This is a genomic window from Variovorax sp., from assembly GCF_035634955.1.
Taxonomy (GTDB): domain Bacteria; phylum Pseudomonadota; class Gammaproteobacteria; order Burkholderiales; family Burkholderiaceae_C; genus Variovorax.
This window is the reverse complement of the sequence record NZ_DASQBZ010000015.1, coordinates 467116-492154: the sequence shown is the minus strand read 5'-3', so window position 1 is coordinate 492154 and position 25039 is coordinate 467116. Positions and strand designations below refer to the sequence as shown.

Below are 25039 nucleotides of genomic sequence, written 5' to 3'. Positions count from 1 at the left end.
CGCGCTAAGGCGCCGTGCACCTGTAGCTGCCCGCCTCCCTGGCGTCCCCCGCGACATAGCGTGGGTAGGCGGGATAGCGGCACATGGGACGCGTCGCATTCACGGCGAAGGGCGGCAATGGCGCCATGGCGCTGACGATCGGCGCATCCGGCGGCTCGATCCCTTTTTCCACCCAATCGGTCGACATCCTGACGAGATCGACGTACTGCGGCTGCGCCGTGCCGGCCGGCAGGCTCTGCACCCCGCCGTTGTGGTCACCATTGGGCAGCATGTAGAAGCGCACGTGCTGGTCGACCGCCTCCTTCCCGAACCGCGCCACCAGCTGGTCGAAGTACCGCATCACCGTGTGCGGGTTCGACGAGTAGTCCGAGCCCTGTGCCTTGATGATGAGCCGCCCGCCACGCGCGAAGAACCGGCTCAGGTCGGTGTTGGTCGAGTCGATGATGGCGGAGGCTTCGATGATCCGGTCCTTGTATGCGGCGATCGAGAAGTTCACCAGGTTGAAGGCCGGGTCCTTGATGATCCCGTAGCTGAGCGTCGCCCCCGGCTGCCCCAATGCGGGCTGGGTGGCCTGCGATGGCTGCGGATTCGTGTTGAGCCAGCCGCCGGCCGACTCACGCCCCACCTCATAGCCCGGAAACTCCGACCACCCGTTGGCAAGGTCGAAGCCGAACCTGGTCGGCGCATGCATCTGGTCGAGGGTCGCGATCTGGCGATCGGACACGCAGTCGTTGCCGGTGTCCGCACCGTCCTGGCAACGGATCGCCGCATAGGGCTGCGCGACGTGCAGCGGATCGAAGCGCGCCGCGCAGCCCCGATAGTTGCCGATGACGCCGTCGATCAGTCCGTCCAGGCCGTCGCATTGCCGGAGCACCTCGGCGCCGATGGCGGCCTGCTTGGCCGGCGGTATCCATCCGTCGCCGGTCTGCACGGTGGCCAGCAATGTCTTGTGGACAACGTGGGCGGTGTAGCCGATGAGAGGTGACGTCGCCACGACGCCGTCGTAGTCATCCGGATAGCGCTGGGCAACTTCCATTGCCTCCCGGCCACCTTGCGACTGTCCCATGAAGTAGCTCGTTCGCGGACTCGATCCATAGAAGTCGCGGATGACCGCGAAGGCTGCGTCGTGCGTCTTCTTCAGCGCGGCATGGCCAAAGTTGACCCAGGCTTCCTGATTGAGGGCCCAGGTGGCCACGGTGCCCGACTCCTGGTGCCCCGAATCGCCGCCGAACATGGCGTAGCCGCTGGACAGCGGGTAGGGCGCATCAGGCGGAAACGCGCCGCTGATGGGCGAGCCACCGCTTCCGATCGCCGCCAGATTCGCCGGAATGGACCCGTTGAGTCCGCCACCGCCCACCTGGATGGTCTTCTCGTTCCATCGGGTCGGGATGTTGATCTGGAACTTGATCGGTCCGGCCGCCGGATCGACCGGAAGGATGGCGCCCTGGATCTTGCAGTACTCCGGCAGTGCTCGGGTGACGCTGGTCGCGCCCACGGACTCGGGCGCCGCTGCGATCAGGTCCGCCGAGGTGATCGTCGCGCCCGACGTCGGCAGGCCGATCGACGATGGCGGCACGCTCTTGCCCGCCAGCGCCGCGCACGCGATCAGCGGCGACTTCGCACCGTCGGCGGGCGTACCAGGATCGTCCGCTGCGCCCGCGTTCGTCCCAGGGTCGGCCGCCTGGCCGTCGCCGCCACCGCACGCCGCGGCGCTGATGCAGATCAATGCAACGGCCAGAAGCCGAAGCAATGGGGTGGGCATGCGGCCGGGGGCACTGCCGCGGACCGTGGGGCGCATCGATGACATGGGGTCTCCTTTTCGTTGGCTTGAATCGAGCGCCGAATCTAGGTCGGTGGCTCGGCCGCAGCCAGCAGCCATTCGTCAACGCTGCTTTGCAAGGCGCTCGCCAAACCTGGTAGCGCGGGTTTGCGGGTTTGCGCATAGCAGCGTTGTCGTCCGCCCGGCCACGGCGGCGGGGCCCCTGCCTATGATCGATGCATCACGCCGGCCGTCGGGTCGGCCCACATCGAGAACCAGCCATGCCTCGCATCTCACTTCCTTCCCCCGCCACCATGGACACCGCGCAGCGCGCGGTGTACGACAAGATCGTTTCGGGCCCGCGCGGGAAGATCCAGGGCCCGTTGCGGGCCGTCCTGCACAACGCCGAGCTCGCGGACCGCTGGCAGGCGCTGGGTGCATTGCTGCGCTACGACACATCCCTTCCGCCGCGGCTGTCCGAGATCGCGATCCTGGTGACGGGACGCGCATGCCGCTCTCCCTTCGAGTGGTATGCGCATCGCATCGAGGGCGAGAAGGCCGGCATCGAGCCCTCCATCATCGAGGCGTTGCTGGCACAGGCCGAGCCGCCCGGCATGTCGCAGGACGATGCGCTGATCTGGCGCTACGCGGTGGAGCTGAACCGTGACAAGTCGGTCTCGGATGCCACCTATGCGGCAGTGCTGGCGCGATTCGGAGAGCGCACGGTGGTCGAGCTCACCGCCCTGGTCGGCTACTACACCATGGTCGCCATGACGCTCAACTGCCACGAGATCCCGCTGCCCGATGGCGTGCAACCGGCCTTTGCGCTGCCGCAGCACGAGGATCTGGGATGAAGACGGACGGCGCGCCCGGCAGCTGGGACTGCCATGCCCACCTGTTCGGGCCGTACGAGCGCTTCCCGCTGGCGGCCGAGCGCAGCTACACGCCACCAGAGGCCATCGAGCCGCAGTACATCGCGCTGCTGCGCCGCCTGGGCCTGACCAACGGCGTGCTGGTGCATCCCAGCGCCTATGGCGACGACCACGCGCTGCTGCTGCACGCGCTGGCGGCGCAGCCTTCGCTGCGCGGGGTGATCGTGGTGCGGCCCGGCAGTCCCCTGGCATGGTCCGGCCTGCGGGCGCGGGGCGTGCGCGGTGCCCGCTTCAGCCATCGCAGCGGCGCCGGTTCCAACTTCGCGGGCAGCGCTTCGCTGGACGACCTGTTCTCGCTGGCGCCGCAGCTCGCCGATGCCGGGCTCCATGCGGAGCTGTGGACCGACTGCGCCGCGATCGAGGCCATTGCCCCTCGGCTGCGCGCGCTGCCCGTGCCTGTCGTGATCGACCACATGGGCGGCTTCGATGCGAAGGCGGGTGTCGACGACCCCGGCTTCCGGGCGCTGCTCGCGCTGCTCGAAACCGGCAAGGTGTGGATCAAGCTGTGCGCCTATCGCAACCTGCTGAACGAAAGCGACTGGGGCGTCGGGCGGGCGTTCCAGGAGAAGATGGTTGACGTCAATCCGGAGCGTCTGGTCTGGGGCAGCGATTGGCCGCACCTGCGGGTGACGCCGGCACCAGACCCGGTGCAGTTGCTCGACATGTTCATGGAATGGGCCGACAGCGAGGCGCTGGTGCGCCAGGTCCTGAGCACCAACGCGGAGCACCTCTACCGCTGAGGCGCCGCGCGTCAGCCGTCGGCAGGCTCCGTCGCCCTGAACGACGGGCGCTCGCACAGGCCGGCGAACCACCGTGCCAGGGCGGGCGCCTGCGTCCGCCAGCCGAAGGCGTCGAAGCGGTAGTCGAGGTAGCCGAGCGCGCAACCGACGGTGATCTGGCCGATCGAGAGCGGCGCCGCCTCGAGTGCAGGTGCCTGCGCGTCCAGCCATTGCAGCGAGGCTCGCGTCTTGAGTTCGAATGCATCGACCAGCGGCTGCAGTGGCATCTGGCGCTCGCGCTCGTTGCGCCACAGGATGAGCGCGTCGAGCAGGCCGTCGCCGAGTGCGTGCCAGTGCAGCGCCTGCCAGCGCGCCTCGCCCTCGGCGGGAAACAGCGGTCCGCCGGCCATGGCGTTCAGGTATTCGCAGATCACCACCGAGTCGGACAATGCCGAGCCATCCTCGCGCACCAGTGTCGGGATCTTGGACAGCGGATTGACGGCCATGATCGCGGGGTTCGGCTTGAGCATGGCGGCCACCGAGCGCACCAGGTTCAGCCTGGGGACGAGACCGAGTTCATGCGCGCAGACCATCACCTTGCGCACGTACGGCGACTTGGGCGACCAATGCAGGGTCAGGGAGCCGGACATCAGATCACCTCAGCCTTGCGCAGCGCCTCGACGTCTGCGCTCGCGTAGCCCAGCTCGGCCAGGATCGCGTCGCTGTGCTGGCCCAGCAGCGGGGGCGCGCTGCCCGCTGGCAGCGCCTGGCCGCCGAAGCGCATCGGACTGGCGACCTGCGGCGCATCCACGCCGTTCGGGTGCGGCACGTGGCGAAGCAGCTCGCGCGCCTTCACCTGCGGGTCCTTGAAGACGTCGGCCACCGAGTTGATCGGCCCGCAGGGAACGCCGGCCGCGTCGAGCGCCGCGATGAGCTTGTCGCGCTCCCATTCCAGAAACTGGTCGCGCAGCAGCGCCGACAGTTCGCCGATGTTGCGCACGCGCTGGGCGTTGGTCGCGAATCGCGGATCGGTCGCCCATCCGGGCTGGTCGAAGACCTCGCACAGCTTCGTGAACTGGCCGTCGTTGCCCACCACCAGGATCACGTCGCCATCGGCGCAGGCGTACACGTCCTGCGGCTGGATGTTGGGATGGGCGTTGCCGTTGCGGCGCGGCACCTTGCCCGAGACCAGGTAATTCATGGCCTGGTTGGCCAGCGTGGAAACCTGCACGTCGAGCATCGCAATGTCGATCGAGTCGCCCACTCCGCTGTGCTCGCGCCGCGCCAGCGCGGCCAGGACGGATACGGCGGCATACATGCCGGTCATGAGATCGACGATGGGCACGCCCACCTTCTGCGGTCCGCCGCCGGGCTTGCCGTCCTTCTCGCCGGTCACGCTCATCAGGCCGCCCATGGCCTGGATCAGGAAGTCGTAGGCGGGTTGGTCGCGGCGCGGGCCGGTCTGGCCGAAGCCGGTGACGGAGCAATAGATCAGCCGTGGGTTGACCTTGCGCAGCGAGGCCTCGTCGAGGCCGTAGCGCGCCAGCGTTCCGGCCTTGTAGTTCTCCAGCACGATGTCGGCGCGCAACGCCAGTTCCCTGACGATCTTCTGGCCCTCGGGCTTGTCCAGGCTGACCGTGATGGAGCGCTTGCCGCGGTTGACGGCCAGGTAGTAGCCCGCCTCTTTCGTGTCGCGCCCCTGCGCGTCCTTCAGGAAGGGCGGGCCCCAGCCGCGCGTGTCGTCGCCGGCCCCCGGCCGCTCGACTTTGATGACTTCGGCGCCCAGGTCGGCCAGGATCTGGCCGGCCCAAGGCGCAGCGAGGATGCGGCTGAGGTCGAGTACCTTGACATGGGACAGCGGGCCGGTGGCGGTGCTCATTCTGGCGAATCTCCTTGATGCCCTGCATTCTCGGAATCGCCGCGCCGCCCGGCTAGCGGGCGGCCGACAACACTGCCATGCGCCCGCGCGCATAGCACCGCTGCTCAGCGGCCTTTGGCGAGCTCCAGCTTGGCGATGGCGTTGCGGTGCACTTCGTCCGGGCCGTCGACCAGGCGCACGGTGCGCTGGTGGGCGTACGCCTCGGCCAGCCAGAAGTCCTGGCTGACGCCGCCGCCGCCGTGGGCCTGGATCGCCCAGTCCACGACCTTGCACGACATGTTGGGCGCAACCACCTTGATCATCGCGATCTCCGCGCGGGCCACCTTGTTGCCCACCGTGTCCATCTTCCAGGCCGCGTTGAGCGTCAGGAGTCGGGCCTGGTCGATCATGCAGCGCGACTCGGCGATGCGTTCGTGCCAGATGGACTGTTCCGCCAGCGGCTTGCCGAAGGCGATGCGCTTGCGCAGCCGGTCGCACATGAGCTCCAGCGCCCGCTCGGCGGCGCCGATAGAGCGCATGCAGTGGTGGATGCGCCCGGGGCCGAGGCGGCCCTGTGCGATCTCGAAGCCCCGGCCTTCGCCGAGCAGGATGTTCTCCACCGGCACCCGGACGTTCTCCAGCACCACCTCCATGTGGCCGTGCGGGGCATCGTCATAGCCGAACACCGACAAGTGCCGCTCGACCGTGACCCCCGGGGTGTCGCGCGGCACCAGCACCATGGACTGCTGCGCGTGGCGCGGCGCATCCGGGTCGGTCTTGCCCATCACGATGAAGATCTTGCAGCGCGGGCTGCCGGCGCCGGACGAGAACCACTTGCGGCCGTTGATGACGTAATGGTCGCCGTCGCGCCGGATCGAGCACTGGATGTTGGTCGCATCCGACGAGGCCACGGCGGGCTCGGTCATCAGGAAGGCGGAGCGGATCTCGCCGGCCAGCAGGGGCTTGAGCCACTGCTGCTTGTGCGCATCGGTGCCATAGCGCTCCAGCGTCTCCATGTTGCCGGTGTCGGGCGCCGAGCAGTTGAAGACTTCGCCGGACCACGAGACGCGGCCCATCACCTCGCACAGCGGCGCGTAATCGAGGTTGGAGATGCCGCCATGTCCCTCATAAGGGTGGGGGAGGAACATGTTCCACAACCCGGCCTCACGCGCCTTCGGCTTGAGCTCCTCGATCACGGGCACGACCTGCCAGGGATTTCCCTGCCGGCGGAAGGCTTCCATCTCGCGGTGGTAGCGCTCCTCGTTGGGATAGATGTGCTGGTCGAAGAAGGCGCTCAGGCGCTGCAGCAACTCGGCGGACTTCGGGGATGGTTCGGCGAACATGGGAACTCCTGGGGACGAAAGCGCGATTGGACTCGGGCCGGCGCCACCTGTCGATCACCGTCGCGACAGTTCAGCGGCCGGTGAACACCGGCGCGCGCTTCTCCGCGAACGCGCGCTGCGCTTCCCGGGCGTCATCGGTCCGGCCGATCTGGGCCGTCATGTCCTGCTCGTAGCGGTACCCGTCGCGCAGGCTCATGTCCTCGATGACGTTGAGGGTGTGCTTGCCCATGCGCGTCGACACGGGGCTCTTGGCGGCGATCGTCCGGGCGATCTCCAGCGCCCTGGGCATCAGCTCATCGGGGGGCACGCAAGCCTCGACCACGCCCAGCCGGTACAGCTCGGCGCCATCCACCCGCATGCCGGTGAGCGCCATGCGGCGCAAGCGCGAATGACTGAACAGGCGCATCGCATGGCGGCAGCCGCCCAGCAGGCCGACGTCGACTTCCGGCAGGCCGAGCGAGGCCTTCTCGGACGCCACCAGGACGTCGCTCGAGGCCACCATGGCCAGGCCCGATCCGAGCGCCGCCCCGTTGATGGCGACCACCACCGGTTTGGCGCATTCGCGGATCGCGTGGAAGCATTCGCGGGTACGGCGCGAATGTGCGGGCAGGTCGCCCGGCCCCTTGATCACGGAAGCCCGCCCCTTGAGGTCGGCGCCGGCGCAGAACACCTTGCCCGCGCCTGTCAGGACGACCGCGCGCACTTCGTCCATCTCGCTGATGCGGTCAAGCGCCAGCGTCAGTTCGTCATTGAGCGTGCGTGTCAGCGCGTTGACCGGCGGCGCATTCATGGTGAGCGTGGCGACGAAATCATCGATGCGCACTTCGAGCTGAGTCAGGTCATTCATGGTTCTTGCTTCCTTGTTCGTATTCCACGGCAGCCACGCTGGCGCCAGTGGCTTTCATGACGCATAGCGCACCCCGCAACCGGGCCCCTGCGGCAGCCGCAAGCGGCCGTCATGAACCGGCAGTGGCGTGAAAGGATCGTCCCGCAGGTGCAGGTGCTCCGACAACTCGCAGGCATACGGCAGGCGCCGCACCACGCTCGCCGCCTGCAGGCTCATGGCCTGCAGCAGCGCGGGCCCGAAGGCGGCGCCCACGCGGCAGCCTACCTCGCCGGCCTCGCAGATCCGCAGCGCCTGCATGAAGCGCCGGATGCCGCCCAGGTTGGTGACCTTCAGGTTGATGACGTCCACGACGCGCTCGGACACCAGCCGGAACACGTCGCGCACGCTCTGCGCGCTTTCGTCGGCCTCGATCGCCACCGGCAGCGTGCGGGTCAGCAAGGCCAGGCCGGCGATGTCGGCCGCGGGGAAGGGCTGTTCGATCAGTGCGATGCCGTAGCGCTCCATGCGGCCGAAAGCGGCGATCAGCTGCTTGGCGTGGTAGGACTGGTTGGGGTCCAGCGTCAGCGTCACGCCCTCGCCCGCGGCGGCGCGCACCGCTGCGATGCGCTGCACGTCGAGGTCGGTGTCGCCGGAGAGCTTGAGCTTGAGTTGGCGGTACCCCTCGGCGACCAGCCTTTCGGCCATGGCCGCCATCTCGTCCGGCGCCTTGATCGGCAGGATGCGCGACAGCGCCACCGCGTCGCGCATCCGGCCGCCAAGCAGCACGTTGACCGGCACGCCGAGGCGGCGCGCTAGCAGGTCGTGCAGCGCCATGTCGATGGCCGCCTTGACGGTGGGGTGGTAGGCCAGCGTGGCATCCACCTCCTCCATCGTGCCGGCAAGGTCGTCCAGCGGCCGTCCGACAAGGCCCTGCGCCAGGAAGGCCAGTCCGGCCTCGGCGCCGGCGCCGTGGGTGGAGATGGCAGGAATGGCGTGGCAGTAGCCGAGCCCCTCGTGCCCGTCATCGTCGGCCAGGCGCAGCACCCACCCTTCGAGGCGAGGCACCTGGGCGCGCGCGAACTTCCACTGCGGGTCGGCGAGCGCCTGGACGCAGGGCCGCAAGTCGGCAGAGGCGATCTTCATGTGCGTCTTGCGATTGCGGACGGGCGCGCCTTCACTGCAGCGTGATCCCGGCCTTGTCGATGATGCCCTTCCACTTGGAAGCCTCCGCCCGCATCAGCTGCTGGTACTGCTCGGCGCTGGAAGTCATGGGCAGCGCGCCTTGCTGCAGGAACTTCTGCTTCATGTCGGGCGACTCGACCGCGGCGACGAACGCGTCGCGCATTCGCGCGGAGATGGCTGCCGGCACGCCCTTGGGCGCAATGATTCCGTAGGTGGTTTCCATCGTCACGTTGGGCAGCCCCTTCTCCGCGGTGGTGGGCACGTCGGGCAGCTGCGGCACCCGCGAGGTGGCGGCCACCGCAAGCGCCTTGAGCGAGCCGCTGTTGACGTGCGCCATCACCGGCAGCAGGTCGACCATGGCAACCTGCACTTCGCCACCGAGCAGCCCGGTGATGGCGGGCGCGGCACCCTTGTACGGGACATGCAGGATGTCGATGCCCGCCTGGTCCTTCAAGATCTCCATGCCGATGTGCGGCGTGGTGCCGGGGCCGGCCGAGCTGTAGCTGAGCTTGCCGGGTTCGGCCTTGGCCTTCCTGACCAGTGCCTCGAGCGAATCGATGCCGGACTTGCTGTTGACGACCACCACGCTGGGGATCTTCGCGACCAGCGTCAGGTACTGCATGTCGTCGAGCGTGTAGGGCGTCTTCATCAGGTTGGGCATGCCCGCCAGCGGCCCCGGCGCGATCAGGGCGAAGGTGTAGCCGTCCGCCTGCGCCTTGACGGCCGCATCGACGCCGATGGTGCCGCCCGCGCCGGCGCGGTTGTCGACCACCACCGGCTTGCCCAGCGTGGCGCCCACCTTGGTTGCCAGCAGGCGCGCGATGGCATCGGTCGGCCCGCCAGCCGCATAGGGCACGATGAGCTTGATGGGCTTGGCGGGCCAGTCCTCGGCCCGCGCGGACGTGGCCGTCGTGACGAAGATGCCACCGCCGACGAGCGTCAGGGCGAGGGCGGCGGAAAGCGATCGGCGAGTCAGTGCCATGGTGTTGTCTCTCGTGGCGGTTCGACGCGGTCTTCGACCGGTCTTGATCTTGATGGTGCGGCCAGTCTAGGAGCGGCACCGCCGCCGAGCCATGCATCGTTTGCGCAAGGCTGCTATGCAGGCGCCGGGTTGGGCGAACCTGCAAGGCAGCCATGCCGGCGCATGCATGGGCAGGCCCGGTCCGAACGCCTAGAGTCGGCGCGAAACGCTCGGAGACAAGACCATGCCCAGTCCGATTCGCCGCCGTGCCCTGTTGGCCGGCATCGCCCTTGCCGCAAGCCCGCTGGCAGCATGGTCGAGCTTCGCGCAGCGGCCGCTTCGCGTGGTGGTGCCGTTCCCGGCCGGGGGCGCGGCCGACCTGATGGCGCGCACCCTGGCACAGCACCTGGGCGAGGCACTCGGGCAGCAGGTCGTGATCGACAACCGGGGCGGCGCGGGCGGCACGATGGCGTGCGAGATCGTGGCACGCGCGCCGGCCGACGGCTACACGCTGCTGTTCGGCACCATGGGCACGCAGGCCATCAACCCGGCCCTCTATCCGAAGCTTCGCTACGACCCCCTGAAGGACTTCGCCCCGGTCGCGCTCACGCACATCACGCCGCGCGTGCTCGTGGTGGGCCCATCGGTCGACGCGCGGACAGTCGCCCAGTTGGTGGCGCTGGCGCGGACCAGGCCGGGCCAGCTCACCTACGGGTCGGCCGGCAACGGCAGTTCGAGCCACCTTTCGGGCGCGCTGTTCGAAAGGCTTGCCGATGTCGACCTCCTGCATGTTCCCTACAAGGGCAGCGCACCACTGCTGACCGACCTGCTGGCCGGGCGCGTCGACATGACCTTCGATTCGTTCACCGTGTACGAGGAGCAGATCAAGGCCGGCCGCGTGCACGCCCTGGGGGTGACCTCGCGCACGCGCATGGCGGCGCTGCCGCAGGTTCCCACGCTGGCTGAAGCGGGACTGCCCGGCTACGAGGTCTCCAACTGGCTGGGTGTGCTGGCGCCCGCGGGCACGCCGCGCGACGTGGTGGCCGAACTGAATACGGCCGTGAACCGCGCCATGGGAGACGCCGGCATGAGGCGGCAGCTCACGGCGCTGGGCATCGAGCCCGCGACGTCCTCGCCGGACGAGTTCGCGGCGCTCATCCGCAGCGAGATACCGAAGTGGGCGCAGATCGTCAAGACTTCCGGCGCGACGCTCGAATGAACCGGCGGCGCGAACTGCTGCAACTGGGTCCGGCGCACATCGACGTGATCATCGAGGGCGCCGGGCCGGCGGTGGTGCTGCTTCCTTCCTCCCTGCGTGATTCGGAGGACTTCGACCTGCTGGCCGAGCTGCTGGCAGACCGGGGCTTGCGGGTGCTGCGTCCGCAGCCGCGCGGCATGGGCCGAAGCAGCGACCCGCCCGAAGGCATGACGCTTGAAACGCTGGCGGCGGATGTTGCCGGAGTCATCGAGAAGCTGGGCGCCGCCCCGGCGATCGTGGTGGGCCATGCCTATGGGCACTGGGTCGCCCGGGTCACCGACCTGCGCCACCCGGAGTGCGTGCGCGGGGTGGTGGTGCTAGGCGCGGCCGCCCGGCAATTCCCGGCCGGCATGCCGCAGGCTCTGGCGATCGCCTCGGACCCCACCTGCGCCGAGCCGGCACGTCTCGAGGCGCTGCGCCTTTGCATGTTCGCCCCTGGCAACGACCCGCGCTCCTGGCTCCAGGGTTGGCACCCGCAATGGCGGGCCGCCTACCGCCGGGCGGCGCAGCACCCGCCCCGGGACGACTGGTTCGGCCGCAGCCACGCGCCCGTGCTGGACCTCCAGGGGGAGCAGGACGCCTGGCGTCCGCCGCCGACACGCCGGGAACTGGCCGACGTGCTGGGCCACCACCGGGTGTCGGTGCGGGTGATCGCCAACGCCGGCCATGCGCTGGTGCCCGAGCAGCCGCAGGCGGTGGCGCAGGCCATCGCCGAATGGGCACGCCAAGTCGATAATCCGGCCTGATGCACAAGTCAAAGGCCACGGACTTCGAACTGGGTCTCGCTTCGGATCTCCAGAAATGGCGGTCGTTCGTCGCGATAGGGGAACTGGGAAGCCTGACGCGTGCGGCCCTCTTCCTGGACAGCAACCAGTCCTTCCTCAGCCGCCAGGTCAACGCGCTCGAACGCGAATGCGGTTCACGCCTGTTCAACCGCACCGGCCGGGGCGTGGAGCTGTCCGAGACCGGGCAGCGGCTGTTCCCGCAGGTCAAGGCGCTGCTGGAGCGGGCCCAGGCGCTGGAGCAGGACATCCGGGCCGACCTGCGCGAGCCGGCTGGCACGGTCACGCTGGGCAGCCTGCCCTCGATCGGCACCATCCTGATCGGCCGGCTGTTCGCCGAATTGCGCAGCCGCTACCCCGGCGTCAGCCTCAGGGTGCTGGAAGGATCCAGCGGCCAGGTCGAGGAATGGCTGACCGACGCGCGCATCGACATTGCCATCCTCTACCGCTACGGGCCCACGCTGCCGGAGCACGAGGAATCGCTGGCCACCGTAGACAGCTACCTCATCGGCCCGGCCGACGACCCGCTGACCGCCGCGGGCGCGGTGCCCTTCGCCAGCCTCAACGGGCTGCCGTTCATACTGCCCGGCGCTCCGAACGGGCTGCGCACCGCGCTCGACGCCGGGGCACGGCAGGCGCGCATTGCGCTGGCGCCGGTGATCGAGGCCGATTCGCTGCCGCTTCAGAAGCAGCTCACGGCGCAGGAGCGCCTCTACACGGTGCTGCCGCTGCATGCCGTCTGGCAGGAGGTCCAGGAAGGCAAGCTGCAGGCCGCGCGCATCGAGGAGCCGCCGTTCCAGCGCACGGTCGCCATGGCCTTCGCCAAGGCCAAGGGGCCATCGCGCGCCGTGACCGCGGTGGCCGGGCATCTCGTGCACATCGTCCGCGAGATGGCGCGACAGGGAATGTGGCGCACCTGAGCTTGCCGACACTCCGGCCCCTGGGCCACGGCGCCAGTCAACGCGTTGGCGCACGCACGAGCAGCGCGGGGTCGTAGCCCTGGCTGGCGACGAAGGCGCTCAAGCGGCGAAGCGATTCTTCCGAGATGCGAGGCGTGCGCGCCATGATCCAGACATAGTCGCGCTTCTCGCGTGCGACCACCGTTTGCGTGTAGTCGTCGGATACGTAGGCGATCCGGTAGTCGGCCTTCACCGGCCAGACGTATTGCTGGCCCCAGATGGCATTGGACCGCTCGTCGATCACGAACCCTCGCGACTCGTAAGTGCGCAAGGGTCCGTCGAAGGCCCCCGCATTGAAGGTGAAGGTCGTGGCGATGGTGCCGTCGGCCTCCAGCCTGTAATGCTCCCGCGCGTTGTACGCCCCTTTTTCCAGGAACGTCGGGATGCTTGCGATCACATACCAGTCGCCCATGAAGCGAGGAAGGTCCACATGGTCCGCGAGAGCCAGGGGCGCCAGCTTGCGGTCGGGCGAACTGGCACAGCCGACCAATGCCACGCTCGCCGCCAGAAGCAACAGCCCCAGGCAGGCATTGCCTGCCGGCAACCCTGTCCGTCGGCGCCCACGCGCACGCGGATGAATCATTTCGCGCCGCGCCATGACCTACGCCGGCAGAAGCACCCGGTCGATGACATGCACCACCCCGTTGCTTGCAAACACGTCGGTCGCCAAGAATCCGCTGGTGCGGTTGCGCTGATCCACGACACGCAGATCGGCGTTGACCCGGATGGTCTGCCCCTGGAGCGTGGTGATGGGCGCATCGACGCGGATGTCGGCCTTGAGCGTGCGGCCCGCAACCACGTGATAGGTCAGCACCTTCGTCAGCAGTGCGGTGTCGGCCAGCAAGGCGTCCTTGGTCATGCCGAGTTCCGCCAGCAGCGCGGCAAAGGCGTCGTCGGTCGGCGCGAACACCGTCAGCGGACCGGGCGCCTTCAATGCATCCACCAGTCCCGCGGCAATGACCGCTTCGACCAGGATACTCAGATCCGGCGTCGCCTGCGCCGTCTGGACAATGTCCTTGTCGGCGGGAAGCAGTACGCGATTGACCACGTGCAGGACGCCGTTGGCAGCCACCGAGTCGGTGCTCGTGATCGCGCTGATGCGATTGCGTCCGTCGGTGACCTGGTAGTCATTGCCCTGCCGTTCGATCTTGAAGAACCCTCCGCCGATGGGCTCGATCGCCTTGCCAAGCGGGATGGCGTCCTTGGGCACCACGCTCGAAAGCACGTGGTACTTGAGCACCGAGCCCAGCAGTGACGTGTCTGCAAACAGCGCGTCCTTCGTGGTGCCCAGCTCTGCCAACAGCGCGGCAAAGGCATTGTTGTCAGGTGCAAATACGGTGTAGCTTCCGCCGGACAATGTCTCGCGCAGGCCCGCCGCGTCGACCGCCTCGACGAAGAGACTCAGCTCGGGCTTGCTCTGAGCCAGCGTGACGAGGTTCTTTCTGTCGGACGGGTCGCTGCCGCCGCCTCCGCATCCGGCGAGCAAAGTCGGCACGGCAATCACTGCGGCCGCTCCTGCGATCCAATGGCGGCGACTCACATTCGGCTTCATGGTCATCGGCGTCTCCTTGGGTTGTCTCATGCCAGGCGGGTGCGGGGCACCACAACGATCCGGCATGCGCGAACCTGTACGCACTGGCCTGTGCCGCGGATGACCCACGCCGCGAGATTTACGTCTCGTTGCGCGTCGCGCCGCGAGCGGATTCGCCCGCAGATCCAAGAACGCCGTGGCTGCGTACAAGAGCAAGCTCAACACGCAAGCCGCCGCCGATGCTTTCCGACGCCACCACCATCCGATGGGTAGAACAAGGGCTCGTGCCCGATTGCATCGTTCGCCTGGGAATCCGCAACCTCCTGCGGCAGCGTCTGGTCGAGGTCGGCGGCAATGCCGCGTCGACCCTGGCGAAGACCCGGCACTTCGCGAACAGCATGTTCGGCGCCCCCCTGGCGCCCCTGGCGCACAAGGCCAACGAGCAGCATTACGAATTGCCGGCAGCCTTCTTCGAGCAGGTGCTGGGGCCGAGACTGAAGTACAGCTGCTGCCTCTGGCCGGACGAGGCCATCGACCACAGCCTCGCGCAGGCGGAGACGGCGGCATTGGAAGCCACGTGCGCGCACGCCCGCCTGGCCGATGAGCAGGACGTGCTCGAGCTCGGTTGCGGCTGGGGGTCGCTGAGTCTGTGGATGGCGCAGAACTACCCGGCCAGCCGCATCACCGCGGTCTCCAACTCCAGATCGCAGCGCCTCTACATCGAATCACGTGCCCGGAGCCTCGGCCTGGAGAACCTGCGCGTCGTCACCTGCGACATGAACGCCTTCGACGCGGGGCCATATCGCTACGACCGCGTCGTTTCGGTCGAGATGTTCGAGCACTTGCGCAACTGGCCAACGGCATTTGCGCGCGTTGCCAGCTGGATACGGCCTGGCGGCTTCTTCTTCATGCACGTGTTCGCGCATCGCGAGGCGCCGTACGCCTTCGACGTCCGCGATGACAGCGACTGGATGGCCCGCCACTTCTTCAGCGGCGGCATGATGCCCAGCGACGATCTGCCGCTGTACTTCCAGGACCACCTTCGCCTGGCCGACCGGTGGCGGTGGGACGGGCGCCACTACGCCCGCACCGCTCGCGCCTGGCTCGACAACATGGACGCACGTCGCGACGCACTGCTGCCGATCGTGCAGGCAGCCCACCAGGACACGCAGGCCATCTGGTGGATGCGCTGGCGGCTGTTCTTCATGGCGGTCGAAGAGCTGTTCGGATGGAACGGCGGGCAGCAATGGTGGGTGAGCCACTACCTGATGGAGCGCCGGCCATGAACCCTTTGCCGCGCGCCCGGCCACTGAACCCGCGCCCGGTGGCCCAGCCGCCGGGAAGCGACGTGTCCGCCCCCGGAACGGCACTGCGCATCGCCAACTTCGCTCTGTGCCAGCTGGCCTGGTTTGCCGCCGTACTGGGCGCCGCCAATGGATTCGAAGTGGCTGGTTGTGCGGTCGTGCTGGCAGTGCTGGCGTGGCACCTCGGCACCGCTGCGCACCCTGCGCGTGAGGCTGCGCTGCTGCTCAGCGTCACCGTCGTCGGCCTGCTTGCGGAGGCGGCGCAGGCGCAGCTGGACGCCTTTCACTACGTGGGCACGGCCGTGCCTGGCGCGCCCGCGCCGCTGTGGCTGCTACTGCTGTGGCCTTTGCTGGGCTGCATGCTCAACGTCAGCCTGCGTTGGCTGCACGGCCGCCATCTCCTGGCGGCCGTTTGTGGTGCCTTCGCAGGGCCGCTCGCGTTCTTCGGCGGTGCGCGACTGGGTGCGGCGCAGGTGTACGACGCCTCCACGCTGTGGCCGGCACAGGCGATCGGCTGGGCAGCCCTGATGCCATTGTTCGTGGCGCTGGCAGGTCGGCTAGACGGCATCGTGCGGCGCGCGGCTGCAGGCGAGGCATCGTGACCTTGCTGCTGCATTGCGCCCTGCCCGGACTGGCCGCCTGCCTGGCGATCGCATTGGCGGTGTGGGTGCTCAGCCTGATGCGCCAGGACGCCAGCATCGTCGATCCGTTCTGGCCCATCATGATCCTGGCCGCGGGCGTGACCTACGCGGTTTGCCTGCAACGCGCCGGGCCGCGCGGCTGGATTGCGCTGAGCCTGGCCGGCGCATGGGCCGTTCGCCTTTCGCTCCACCTGGGAGTGCGCAAATGGCATGACCGCACGGAAGACCGGCGCTACGCGGCGATTCGCGCCCGCAACTCGCCCGGCTTCGGATTCAGGAGCCTCTACCTGGTTTTCGGCCTGCAGGCGGTCCTGGCATGGATCGTCTCCGCGCCGCTCGGAGCGGCCATCGCATCGGCGGGCGCGCTCAACGTGCTGGATCTGGTCGGCGCGCTGGTTGCCCTGTTCGGCCTGGCCTTCGAGGCCACGGCGGATTGGCAACTGGCCCGCTTCAGGGTCGATCCGGCTTCGCGCGGCACCGTGATGGATCGCGGCCTGTGGCGCTACAGCCGCCACCCCAACTATTTCGGCGAATGCTGCTTCTGGTGGGGCCTCGGGCTGATCGCGCTCGCAGCCGGGCCGCATGGCGCCTGGGCGCTGGCCTCGCCGCTGCTGGTCACCGTGCTGCTGCTCAAGGTCTCGGGCGTCGGGCCGCTCGAGGCCGATCTGGTCGAGCACCGCCAACCCTATCGCGACTACATCGCCCGCACGCCAGCATTCTTTCCCGGCCGGCCCCGCACGCCGGCGACGAAGACATGAAGCCGCGCCGCGTCCTCTGGTTCGGCCTTGCGTTGCTGGCCATGGCGCGAGGCGTCGCCGCCCAGACCTGGACTTTCACTGTGCTGCTCGACGGCGAGCCGATCGGCGAACACCGCTTCGTCGTGGCGACGAAGGCCGACGGGTCCCGGCAGGTGATCAGCGAGGCCCGCTTCCAGGTCCGCCTGCTGGGCGTGCCCGTTTATCGCTATGAGCACCGGGCCGAAGAGACGTGGCAAGGCGACTGCCTGCAGTCGCTGCAGGCTTCGACGCTCGATGGCGGGGAGTCGACACGGGTCGACGTCCGCACGGCGCAAGGCAAGCTCGACATACGGACCGCGCAGGGGCAGGAGCAGATCGATGGCTGCCTGATGACCTTCGCCTACTGGAATCCGGCCATGCAGCGACAGAATCAGTTGCTCAACGTGCAGACCGGGCGCGTCGAGCGGGTGCAGCTCACCCGCGCCGCCACCGCGCAGATCGACGTGCAGGGCCGGATGCTTTCGGCGCAACGATGGAGGCTGAGCGGCGTCGAGCGACCGCTCGACATCTGGTGGACCACCGATGGCCAATGGGTGGGCCTGGATGCCACGGTGAGCGGCGGGCGCAAGCTCGCCTATCGCCTGCGCTGACTCACCGCGCCCGCGCAACCCCATTTGAGACAAGGAATGTTCATGCGAACCACCGCACTGGCCTGGATCCTGGCCGCATTTTTCTTCCTGGCTTTGGATGCCGTGTGGCTCACGCTGATGACGCCGCGCCTGTACCAGCCGCTGATCGGCGCGCTGCTGCGCCAACCCTTCGACATGGTGGCTGCGGCCGTCTTCTATGTCGTCTACGTCAGCGGCATGGTCGGACTGGCCATCGCGCCGGCACTCGCGGCGAGAAGCGTCCGCCTGGCCGCCGCTCGCGGGGCGATGCTGGGCTTCGTGGCGTATGCCACCTACGACCTGACCAACCAGGCCACGCTGCAGGGCTGGTCATGGACCGTGACGCTGGCCGACCTGGCATGGGGTGCGTGCGCCACGGCCGCGGCGTCCGCCCTGACCGTGCTGGCGATGTCCAGGCTCGGGGCCGGCCGCCCTCGCCGCTGAATTACATGCCGATCGACGCGCCCATGAGGCGGGCGAGCCAACCGTCGAAACGCAGGGTCCCTTCGACCGACGCCAGGCAGATGCAGTCGCCGCCGGCCTGAACAGTCGGCTGATGCCGCACCGTGCCGTCCGTCTCGTCGAAGTCACCCGCCCGAAACTCGCTGCGGCCGTCGTCGAAAGCGCCCCACAGCACCTGCGTGAGCTCGCTCTGGCTATGCGTGTGCTGCGGCAGCATGCGGCCGGCGCCAATGCGCAGCATAAAGACCTTGGCCTGCGGCGCATCCGGAAGGATCACCCGGTTCCAGTACATGCCCGGGCCCATCCAGCGCCAGGGCCCGACGTCGCATGCGGCCATGGCAGCCGGCCAGGGCACCGGGAGCCAGGGCTTGCCGCGCACGCCATTCGATGGGCCCGGCACGTCTTCCGCGGCTGCGGGGCCGGCGTTGTCGATGCGAGCCAAGACCCGCTCCAAGGCATGCGGCGACAGCTCCGCCGGCGCCAGCTCTTCGAGCAACATGCCCCCCACGGCATTCAGCCGGGCCAGGTGTTGGCGGCACACTGCGCAGCCTTCGAGGTGCACGTCCAGCAGAAGGCGATGGCCGGCACCCAGCGTTCCGGCCGCGTAGGCAAGCATCAGCGCATCGTCGGGATGATGTCGAATCATCATGATTGCATTCCATCCAGCCGGCGTCGCAGCTGGTTCAGGGCCAGGCGCACGCGGGACTTGACCGTGCCCAGCGGCAGCCCGAGCTCGGTGGCAATTCGCGCGTGCGGATGCTCCTCGTAAAACGAAAGCCGCAGCACCAGTTGCTGCTCCGGCGGCAGCGCGGCCATGGCCGAGCGCACGGCGCGCTCGCATTCCAGGCCGAAGAGTTGCTGCTCCGGCGTGGGGGCGGGATCGGCGCCGTCGGCCAGGGTTTCGTCATGGGGATCGCAGGCCAGCTGCTCCATTCGGTTGCCCAGCCGCCGGAAGTGATCGATGCGCAGATTCCGGGCGATGGCGAAGATCCAGGTCGAAGCGGCCGCCTCCGCAGGGTCGAAGCCCGCGGCCTTCTTCCACACGCTGACCATCGCCTCTTGCGCGAACTCCTCGGCCTGGCTTTCCGAGCTGCCCGAGCGCATCAGATAGCTCTTGATACGCGGCGCAAAATGCTTGAACAGGGCGGCGAAGGCCTGTCGATCGGCGTTGGCGCCCACGCTTGCCAGCAGCTGGCTCAGCAGTTCGGGGCTCGGCGCATGCTCCGGAATATCAGGCAACATGGCAACGGACAGGTAGGGCGCACGGGCTCGATGCCTGGCGGGGTCGATGTCCGAGGATTGCCGTAGGCCGGTCATGGAGCGTTGTACGCATGATCGGCGCGATTGGATCACAGCGCTCCTCTACACTGCCGCGGGATTGATCCGCCGCGGCGCTCGCTGCGTACAAGAAGGCAATTCCACGACGCGGACCGCGCCATGCCTGCCATTCCAGCCAATCCTGCAGATCCGGTGCTCGGCCCGAGCCGTGGCGCCAACCCCCTTCAAGAGGGCTTGCGGGGCCGGCAGAGGCTCGCCGTGATCGGCAGCGGCATCTCGGGCCTGTCCGCCGCATGGCTGCTTTCCCGTGCCCACGACGTCACGCTGTTCGAATCGCACCAGCGGCTGGGCGGCCACGCCCACACGGTGGACGTGAATGTGGACGGAACCCCGCTGGCAGTCGACACGGGTTTCATCGTCTACAACGAGCCGGCCTATCCCAACCTGACGGCGATGCTCCGGCACCTGGGCGTGCGCACGCACGCGAGCGACATGTCCTTTTCGGTGAGCCTCGACGACGGCCGGCTCGAATATTCGAGCGACGGCCTGGCCGGACTGCTGGCGCAGCCGCTCAATGCGGTTCGCCCGCGCTTCTGGCGCATGCTGGCCGAACTGCGGCGCTTCTACCGCGATGCGCCGGCCGATGCGCGCCATTTCGGGCTCGTGGCGCTGGACGACTACCTCGATGCGCGCGGCTATGGCGACGCTTTCCGCACGGACCACCTGTATCCGATGGCCGCGGCCATCTGGTCGGCCCCGGCCGAGCGTATCGGCCGCTATCCCACGGAGGCGTTCGTCCGCTTCTGCGAAAACCACCGGCTGCTCGACCTGGGCCAGCGCCCCGCGTGGCGCAGCGTGCTCGGCGGCAGCCGCCAGTACGTCGATGCGCTGGCGGCCGACCTCGACGCACAGCGCGTACGAAGGGGCCAGGCGGTTCTCGCGCTGGCGCGCGACCGCGAGGGCGTTCACGTGCGCGTCTCGGACGGTTGGCATCCGCAACGCTTCGACGCGGTGGTGGTCGCCACTCACGCCGACGAAGCCCTGGGCATGCTCGATGCACCCAGCGCGGACGAGCAGCACCTGCTCGGGTCGTTCTCGTACAGCCGGAACCTGGCCGTTCTCCACACCGATAGCCGGCTCATGCCCAGGCGCCGCCGAGCCTGGTCGAGCTGGAACTACCTCGGGCACAGGCGGGACGCCCACACCCTGTGCGCGAGCTATTGGATGAACCGGTTGCAGCCCCTGGCCACGCAGACGCCGGTCCTGCTGACGCTCAATCCCGCGATGGCGCCCGCGCCGGGCCGGCTGCTTCACACCCAGACCTACGAACATCCGCTCTTCGACGCGCGAGCGTTGCGGGCGCAGTCCGAGCTGTGGCGGCTTCAAGGGCAACGCCGCACCTGGTTCTGCGGGGCCTACTTCGGGGCCGGCTTTCACGAGGACGGTTTGCAGGCCGGCCTGGCCGTGGCCGAGGCACTGGGCGGGGTGCGGCGTCCCTGGGCAGTGGAAAACGAATCCGGACGCATTCCGGCGCTGCATTCGGCGACGACTGCGGCGGCACGGGTGCCTGCAGCATGAGCGCGCCTGCCAGCAGGCTGCTTGCGGCCACCGTCGTGCACCAGCGCATGCGGCCGATGCGGCATCGCCTGCGCTACCGCGTGGTGTTCCTGCTGCTCGACCTCGACGAACTCGGCTCGCTGGCCGCGCGCCTGCGCCTCTTCAGTCTCGATCGGCCCAACCTGTTCAGCCTGTACCAGTCGGACCATGGCGCCTCGCCCGGCACGGGCCTGCGCGAGCACATCGATGCGCAACTACGGGCCGCCGGCATTCCGGCCGGAGGGCGCGTTCGCCTTCTGACCATGCCGCGCATCCTTGGCCATGCGTTCAACCCGCTGTCGATCTTCCTGTGCGAGCACGAGGACGGTGGTATGGCGGCCGTCATCTACGAGGTGAGAAACACCTTTGGCGAGCGGCACCGCTATCTCGTCGAGGTGGCGCCCGCGCAGCGCCACGAGGCCACGTTGCGCCACGCCTGCGGCAAGCGCCTGCACGTATCGCCCTTCATGGACATGAACCTGAACTACGAATTCACGCTTTGCCTGCCGGCCGACGAGTCGGACCGGCTTGGGGTGCGCATCGACACCTGCGACGCTCAGGGCGCGGTCGTCCTCGGTGCCGGCCTGTCCGCGCCACAGGCCCCGCTGACCGATTCGAACCTGCTGGCCGTGTTCGCGCGGCATCCGCTGCTGGGCCTGAAGGTACTCGGCGCCATCCACTGGGAGGCCTTGCGCATGCTGCTCAAGGGCGCGCCGTTTCGCCGCCACCCCGGCGCCGCGGACAAGCCGCTGACCGTCGTCCGAAGCCAGGAAGCGACTTTGCCGTGAATCGACTGACCTTCAACCCAGCAAGCGCCGCGGATGCGGATGCCGACGCCGCCCCCGACCGTCCGTGGACATGGCGCGGCCAGATCCAGCGGGCACTGGCCCCTTTGCACCGGGGCAGCCTCGACCTGACGCTGCCCAACGGCGAGCGCGTCAGCCTGCGCGGGCGCCTGGACGGTGCGCACGCCACAGTGCATGTTCATCGCTGGCGCGCCCTGCGCCGCCTGCTTGCGCAGGGCGACCTGGGCTGGGCCGAAAGCTACTGCGATGGCGACTGGTCCACCCCCGACCTGTTCGGCGTGCTCGAATTCGGCCTTGGCAACGAGGGGGCGCTCAACCGCACCCTGCCCGGCAGCTGGCTGGCCCGTGGATGGACCCGGTTGCGGCACCTTCTCAACGCCAATACGCCGGCGGGCAGCCGCCGCAACATCAGCGCCCACTACGACCTGGGCAACGCCTTCTACCGGGCCTGGCTCGACCCGCGGATGATCTACTCCAGCGCGATCTACGCGCCGGGCGACCTCAGCCTGGAAGAGGCGCAGCAGCGCAAGCTCTCGCGCATCGAATCGCTGCTGCAGCTGCAAGGCGGCGATCGGGTCCTGGAGATCGGGTGCGGCTGGGGCGCGCTGGCCATGGCAATGGCGCAGCACGAGGACGTGCACGTGACAGGCGTCACGCTGTCGCGCGAGCAACTCGCGCATGCCAACGCCCAGGTGGATGCGGCCGGGCTCGGGCAACGCGTGGAGCTTCGGCTCCAGGACTATCGCGATGTCGAGGGAAGCTACGACCGGATCGTCTCCATCGAGATGCTCGAAGCCGTGGGCCAGGCCTACTGGCCTCGCTACTTCCAGACGTTGCGCGAGCGCCTGAAGCCCGGCGGCCTGGCCGTCGTCCAGGTCATCCTGATCGACGACGCCCACTTCGACTCCTACAGCCGAAACCCGGACTTCATCCAGCGCCACGTGTTCCCCGGCGGCATGCTGCCCTGCGACGCCGCGTTGCGAGCGCAAGCGAAGCAGGCGGGTCTGCAACTCGAATGCACCGACCGCTTCGGCGCCAGCTACGCGCAGACCGTGCATGAATGGCGGCAGCGTTTCGAGGCGGCCTGGCCGCAAGTGCGGCCGCTGGGCTTCGACGAGCGATTCCGGCGCATGTGGCGCTACTACCTGAGCTACTGCGAGGTGGGCTTTCGCAGCGAGCGCATCGACGTGGCGCTCTACAGGATCACGCATTCGCCGCAGGGCGAGACGGATTGAGTCGCCTTCTCGCGCCGGGACGTGCGGCTGGACTTCGACGCCGGGGCGATCACCGGCCGACAAGAATGCACAAAGCCGCCTCCGGAGAGGGCGGCTTTCAGTGAAGCGGCGGAAAAACGGCGTTCAGAACGGAATGTCGTCGTCCATGTCGTCGAACCCCGACGACGACTTGGCAGGTGCCTGGCGCGGCGCCGGTGCGGCGGCCCGGGGCGCGGGCGCCGGCGCACGGGAATAGCCACCACCGCCACCGCCACCGCCACCGCCACCGCCACCCCCGTAACCGCCACCGCCACCACCGCCGTAGCCGTCGTCGTCCCCACCCGACGGGCCGCCCTGGCCCTGGCGGCCGCCCAGCAACTGCATGTTGGTGGCGCGGATTTCAGTGGTGTAGCGCTCGTTGCCGTCCTTGTCGGTCCACTTGCGCGTGCGCAGCGAACCCTCCACGTAGACCGGGGCGCCCTTGCGCAGATACTGGCCGGCGATCTCGGCGAGGCGGTCGTTGAAGACGACGTTGTGCCATTCGGTCACTTCCTTGGGCTCGCCGCTCTGGCGGTCCTTCCACCGGTCGGTGGTGGCAATGCGGACATTGCACACCTGGCCGCCGCTGGGAAAGCTGCGCACTTCGGGATCGACCCCGAGATTGCCGACGAGGATGACTTTGTTGACCGATGCCATGAAACTGCCCCTGGGAAATACGAAGAAAACGAAAAGTGCTGATCTGACGCATTGTGCCCCACCTGCCGGCTCAGGCGTCCCGACGGCGACCCCTCGCCGGAAGCAGCGGCTGTCACAATAAACATCTTGACGATGCACCACGAGCCAGACTTCCTGCAGAACCTGCGCGCCGAGCTTTCGGGCTGGCGCATATGGATCGACCGGGCAATCGTGCTGGCCTACGCCGTGGTCGCCGGGCTGCTCGTCGTCGGATTCACCTTTGCCGCCGACTGGGCTTTCGCCGGTTTCGAGTCGCTCTACCAGCACACGCCCTGGGCGGTGCTTCTCTGGACGCCCGCCCTTACCGCCGTCATCGCCTGGATCACCGGGCGCTGGTTTCCCGGCGCGGCCGGCTCGGGCATCCCGCAGATCAAGGCCGCCCTGCACCCGGCGCTGCCGCCCGAGCGCGTGGGGCTGTTCGTTTCCCTGCGCCTGACGTTCGTCAAGATCGTGCTGGGGGTGGGCGGCTTTGCCGCCGGCCTGTCGGTCGGCCGGGAAGGCCCCTCGGTGCAGGTGGCGGCCGGCGTCATGCAGCATGCCCGGCGCTGGCTGTCGCCGGGCACCAGCATCGACGCCCGTGCGCTGCTGACCGCCGGCGGCGCGGCGGGCATCGCCGCCGCCTTCAACGCTCCGCTGGCAGGGGTGGTGTTCGCCATCGAGGAACTGACCGGCCGGCTCGAGGCGCGTTCCTCGGGGCTGATCATCACCGCCATCGTGCTGGCCGGCCTGGTGGCCGTGTCGGCCTTCGGCAACCTGACCTATTTCGGCGTGATCCGGGTGCCGGCCCTGGGCTGGGATCTGCTCGGGCCCGGCCTGCTGGTGGCGCTGGTCAGCGGCGCCGCCGGCGGCCTGTTCTCGCGGCTCATGGCGGCGTCGCTCACCGGCGTGCCGGACCGCTTCAACCTGTGGCGGGCGCGCTGGCCGGTGTGGTTCGCCGCCTGCGGCGGCCTGGTCATTGCGGTCATCGGGCTGGTCACCGACGGGGCCACCTTCGGCGCCGGCTCGGAGACGGTCAAGCGGACGCTGGCCGGCGAGGTGGAACTGTCGCCGCTGTACGCGCTGCTCAAGGGCGTGGCCACCTGGATCACGGCCTGGTGCGGGGTGCCGGGCGGCATCTTCGCGCCTTCGCTGTCGATCGGGGCAGGCCTGGGCGACGTCATCTCGCGGCTGGCCGACCCGCGCCTGGCCACCGCCCTGATCGCCATGGGCATGGCCGGCTTCCTGGCGGCCGTGACGCAGGCGCCGCTCACCGCCTTCATCATCGTGATGGAGATGGTCGACGGGCACTCGATGGTGCTGAGCCTGATGGCGGCGGCCATGCTGGCGAGCATCGTCTCGCGCATGATCAGCCGGCCGCTCTACGAGGCGCTGGCCGACCACATGGTGGCCAAGGCTGTCAGCAGTTCCGGTCCGGCCGAACCCGGCGACGTGCGCTGATCGCCACGGGGCCCTATCATGGCCGGTTGCCCTGCAGCCGCCGCCAGATCC

26 protein-coding genes are annotated in these 25039 nt (G+C 68.7%); 14 read left to right on the top strand and 12 right to left on the bottom strand.

Annotation, left to right across the window (positions count from 1 at the left end; all coding sequences use genetic code 11):
• Window positions 1–4: 4 nt before the first annotated feature.
• Entirely contained in the window at window positions 5–1807 is a 1803-nt protein-coding gene (locus VES41_RS07265) for a tannase/feruloyl esterase family alpha/beta hydrolase (RefSeq protein ID WP_324814842.1), read from the bottom strand.
• A 233-nt stretch (window positions 1808–2040) separates the two neighbouring features.
• Here VES41_RS07265 and VES41_RS07260 point away from each other — a divergent pair, with 233 nt between their 5' ends.
• On the top strand, window positions 2041–2613 hold the full coding sequence (locus tag VES41_RS07260) for a carboxymuconolactone decarboxylase family protein (protein ID WP_324814840.1): 573 nt from the start codon (window positions 2041–2043) through the stop codon (window positions 2611–2613).
• Window positions 2610–3431, top strand: a complete 822-nt coding sequence (locus VES41_RS07255; protein ID WP_324814837.1) for an amidohydrolase family protein — start codon at window positions 2610–2612, stop codon at window positions 3429–3431. The genes VES41_RS07260 and VES41_RS07255 overlap by 4 nt, the downstream gene beginning before the upstream one ends.
• Window positions 3432–3442: 11 nt before the next feature.
• On the opposite strand, the gene VES41_RS07250 is transcribed toward VES41_RS07255, so the two are convergent.
• The 6 genes from VES41_RS07250 to VES41_RS07225 form a co-directional block, all read right to left on the bottom strand.
• A complete protein-coding gene (locus VES41_RS07250; protein WP_324814835.1) occupies window positions 3443–4060 on the bottom strand; it encodes a glutathione S-transferase family protein in 618 nt (205 codons plus the stop codon).
• A complete protein-coding gene (locus VES41_RS07245; protein ID WP_324814832.1) occupies window positions 4060–5289 on the bottom strand; it encodes a CaiB/BaiF CoA-transferase family protein in 1230 nt (409 codons plus the stop codon). Before VES41_RS07245 ends, VES41_RS07250 begins: the two co-directional genes overlap by 1 nt.
• Before the next feature lie 104 nt (window positions 5290–5393).
• Window positions 5394–6611 carry an acyl-CoA dehydrogenase family protein gene (locus VES41_RS07240; RefSeq protein ID WP_324814830.1) on the bottom strand — a complete coding sequence of 406 codons (1218 nt, stop codon included), beginning with the start codon at window positions 6609–6611 and terminating at the stop codon, window positions 5394–5396.
• Between the two features lie 70 nt (window positions 6612–6681).
• Entirely contained in the window at window positions 6682–7458 is a 777-nt protein-coding gene (locus VES41_RS07235) for an enoyl-CoA hydratase/isomerase family protein (protein ID WP_324814828.1), read from the bottom strand.
• Window positions 7459–7512: 54 nt separating this feature from the next.
• The gene (locus VES41_RS07230) at window positions 7513–8580 is read right to left on the bottom strand and encodes a mandelate racemase/muconate lactonizing enzyme family protein (protein WP_324814824.1); all 1068 of its coding nucleotides are present in this window, start codon (window positions 8578–8580) and stop codon (window positions 7513–7515) included.
• Window positions 8581–8611: 31 nt separating this feature from the next.
• Window positions 8612–9601 carry a tripartite tricarboxylate transporter substrate binding protein gene (locus VES41_RS07225; RefSeq protein WP_324814821.1) on the bottom strand — a complete coding sequence of 330 codons (990 nt, stop codon included), beginning with the start codon at window positions 9599–9601 and terminating at the stop codon, window positions 8612–8614.
• 223 nt (window positions 9602–9824) lie between these two features.
• Between VES41_RS07225 and VES41_RS07220 the strand changes: the two genes are divergently transcribed.
• Genes VES41_RS07220 through VES41_RS07210 form a run of 3 tightly spaced genes read left to right on the top strand, consistent with a single transcriptional unit; the run spans window position 9825 to window position 12540 of the window.
• On the top strand, window positions 9825–10799 hold the full coding sequence (locus VES41_RS07220; protein WP_324814818.1) for a tripartite tricarboxylate transporter substrate binding protein: 975 nt from the start codon (window positions 9825–9827) through the stop codon (window positions 10797–10799).
• Window positions 10796–11584 carry an alpha/beta hydrolase gene (locus tag VES41_RS07215; RefSeq protein WP_324814816.1) on the top strand — a complete coding sequence of 263 codons (789 nt, stop codon included), beginning with the start codon at window positions 10796–10798 and terminating at the stop codon, window positions 11582–11584. Before VES41_RS07220 ends, VES41_RS07215 begins: the two co-directional genes overlap by 4 nt.
• A complete protein-coding gene (locus tag VES41_RS07210; protein ID WP_324814814.1) occupies window positions 11584–12540 on the top strand; it encodes a LysR substrate-binding domain-containing protein in 957 nt (318 codons plus the stop codon). Before VES41_RS07215 ends, VES41_RS07210 begins: the two co-directional genes overlap by 1 nt.
• A 37-nt stretch (window positions 12541–12577) precedes the next feature.
• Here VES41_RS07210 and VES41_RS07205 read toward each other — a convergent pair whose 3' ends face one another.
• The gene (locus VES41_RS07205) at window positions 12578–13177 is read right to left on the bottom strand and encodes a lipocalin family protein (protein WP_324814811.1); all 600 of its coding nucleotides are present in this window, start codon (window positions 13175–13177) and stop codon (window positions 12578–12580) included.
• Between the two features lie 3 nt (window positions 13178–13180).
• Window positions 13181–14137, bottom strand: coding sequence for a fasciclin domain-containing protein (locus VES41_RS07200; protein WP_324814808.1), 957 nt, complete (start codon window positions 14135–14137; stop codon window positions 13181–13183).
• A gap of 212 nt (window positions 14138–14349) precedes the next feature.
• On the opposite strand from VES41_RS07200, the gene VES41_RS07195 reads away from it, so the two are divergent.
• The 5 genes from VES41_RS07195 to VES41_RS07175 are packed head-to-tail and all read left to right on the top strand — an operon-like array spanning window position 14350 to window position 17904.
• On the top strand, window positions 14350–15396 hold the full coding sequence (locus VES41_RS07195; RefSeq protein ID WP_324814805.1) for a cyclopropane-fatty-acyl-phospholipid synthase family protein: 1047 nt from the start codon (window positions 14350–14352) through the stop codon (window positions 15394–15396).
• Entirely contained in the window at window positions 15393–16016 is a 624-nt protein-coding gene (locus tag VES41_RS07190) for a DUF2878 domain-containing protein (RefSeq protein ID WP_324814803.1), read from the top strand. The genes VES41_RS07195 and VES41_RS07190 overlap by 4 nt, the downstream gene beginning before the upstream one ends.
• Window positions 16013–16813: a DUF1295 domain-containing protein gene (locus VES41_RS07185; protein ID WP_324814800.1), complete on the top strand. Its 801-nt coding sequence runs from the start codon at window positions 16013–16015 to the stop codon at window positions 16811–16813. Before VES41_RS07190 ends, VES41_RS07185 begins: the two co-directional genes overlap by 4 nt.
• Window positions 16810–17442: a DUF6134 family protein gene (locus tag VES41_RS07180; protein ID WP_324814797.1), complete on the top strand. Its 633-nt coding sequence runs from the start codon at window positions 16810–16812 to the stop codon at window positions 17440–17442. Before VES41_RS07185 ends, VES41_RS07180 begins: the two co-directional genes overlap by 4 nt.
• A 42-nt stretch (window positions 17443–17484) precedes the next feature.
• Window positions 17485–17904, top strand: a complete 420-nt coding sequence (locus VES41_RS07175) for a DUF2177 family protein (protein WP_324814794.1) — start codon at window positions 17485–17487, stop codon at window positions 17902–17904.
• A 1-nt stretch (window position 17905) separates the two neighbouring features.
• On the opposite strand, the gene VES41_RS07170 is transcribed toward VES41_RS07175, so the two are convergent.
• Window positions 17906–18568, bottom strand: a complete 663-nt coding sequence (locus tag VES41_RS07170; RefSeq protein ID WP_324815032.1) for a ChrR family anti-sigma-E factor — start codon at window positions 18566–18568, stop codon at window positions 17906–17908.
• The gene (locus VES41_RS07165) at window positions 18568–19275 is read right to left on the bottom strand and encodes a sigma-70 family RNA polymerase sigma factor (protein ID WP_324814791.1); all 708 of its coding nucleotides are present in this window, start codon (window positions 19273–19275) and stop codon (window positions 18568–18570) included. Before VES41_RS07165 ends, VES41_RS07170 begins: the two co-directional genes overlap by 1 nt.
• Window positions 19276–19359: 84 nt before the next feature.
• Here VES41_RS07165 and VES41_RS07160 point away from each other — a divergent pair, with 84 nt between their 5' ends.
• From VES41_RS07160 to VES41_RS07150, 3 genes are read left to right on the top strand one after another with little or no spacing between them, the layout of a single operon-like run.
• Complete coding sequence (locus VES41_RS07160) at window positions 19360–20778, top strand: NAD(P)/FAD-dependent oxidoreductase (protein WP_324814788.1); 1419 nt, start codon at window positions 19360–19362, stop codon at window positions 20776–20778.
• On the top strand, window positions 20775–21584 hold the full coding sequence (locus tag VES41_RS07155) for a DUF1365 domain-containing protein (protein ID WP_324814786.1): 810 nt from the start codon (window positions 20775–20777) through the stop codon (window positions 21582–21584). The genes VES41_RS07160 and VES41_RS07155 overlap by 4 nt, the downstream gene beginning before the upstream one ends.
• Entirely contained in the window at window positions 21581–22837 is a 1257-nt protein-coding gene (locus VES41_RS07150; protein WP_324814784.1) for a cyclopropane-fatty-acyl-phospholipid synthase family protein, read from the top strand. Before VES41_RS07155 ends, VES41_RS07150 begins: the two co-directional genes overlap by 4 nt.
• A 123-nt stretch (window positions 22838–22960) precedes the next feature.
• Here the strand turns inward: VES41_RS07150 and ssb are convergent, their stop codons facing one another.
• Window positions 22961–23512 (bottom strand): single-stranded DNA-binding protein, encoded by a 552-nt coding sequence (gene ssb, locus VES41_RS07145; RefSeq protein ID WP_324814781.1) that lies wholly within the window; start codon window positions 23510–23512, stop codon window positions 22961–22963.
• 132 nt (window positions 23513–23644) lie between these two features.
• On the opposite strand from ssb, the gene VES41_RS07140 reads away from it, so the two are divergent.
• A complete protein-coding gene (locus tag VES41_RS07140; RefSeq protein ID WP_324814779.1) occupies window positions 23645–24988 on the top strand; it encodes a chloride channel protein in 1344 nt (447 codons plus the stop codon).
• The last annotated feature ends 51 nt before the right edge of the window (window positions 24989–25039 follow it).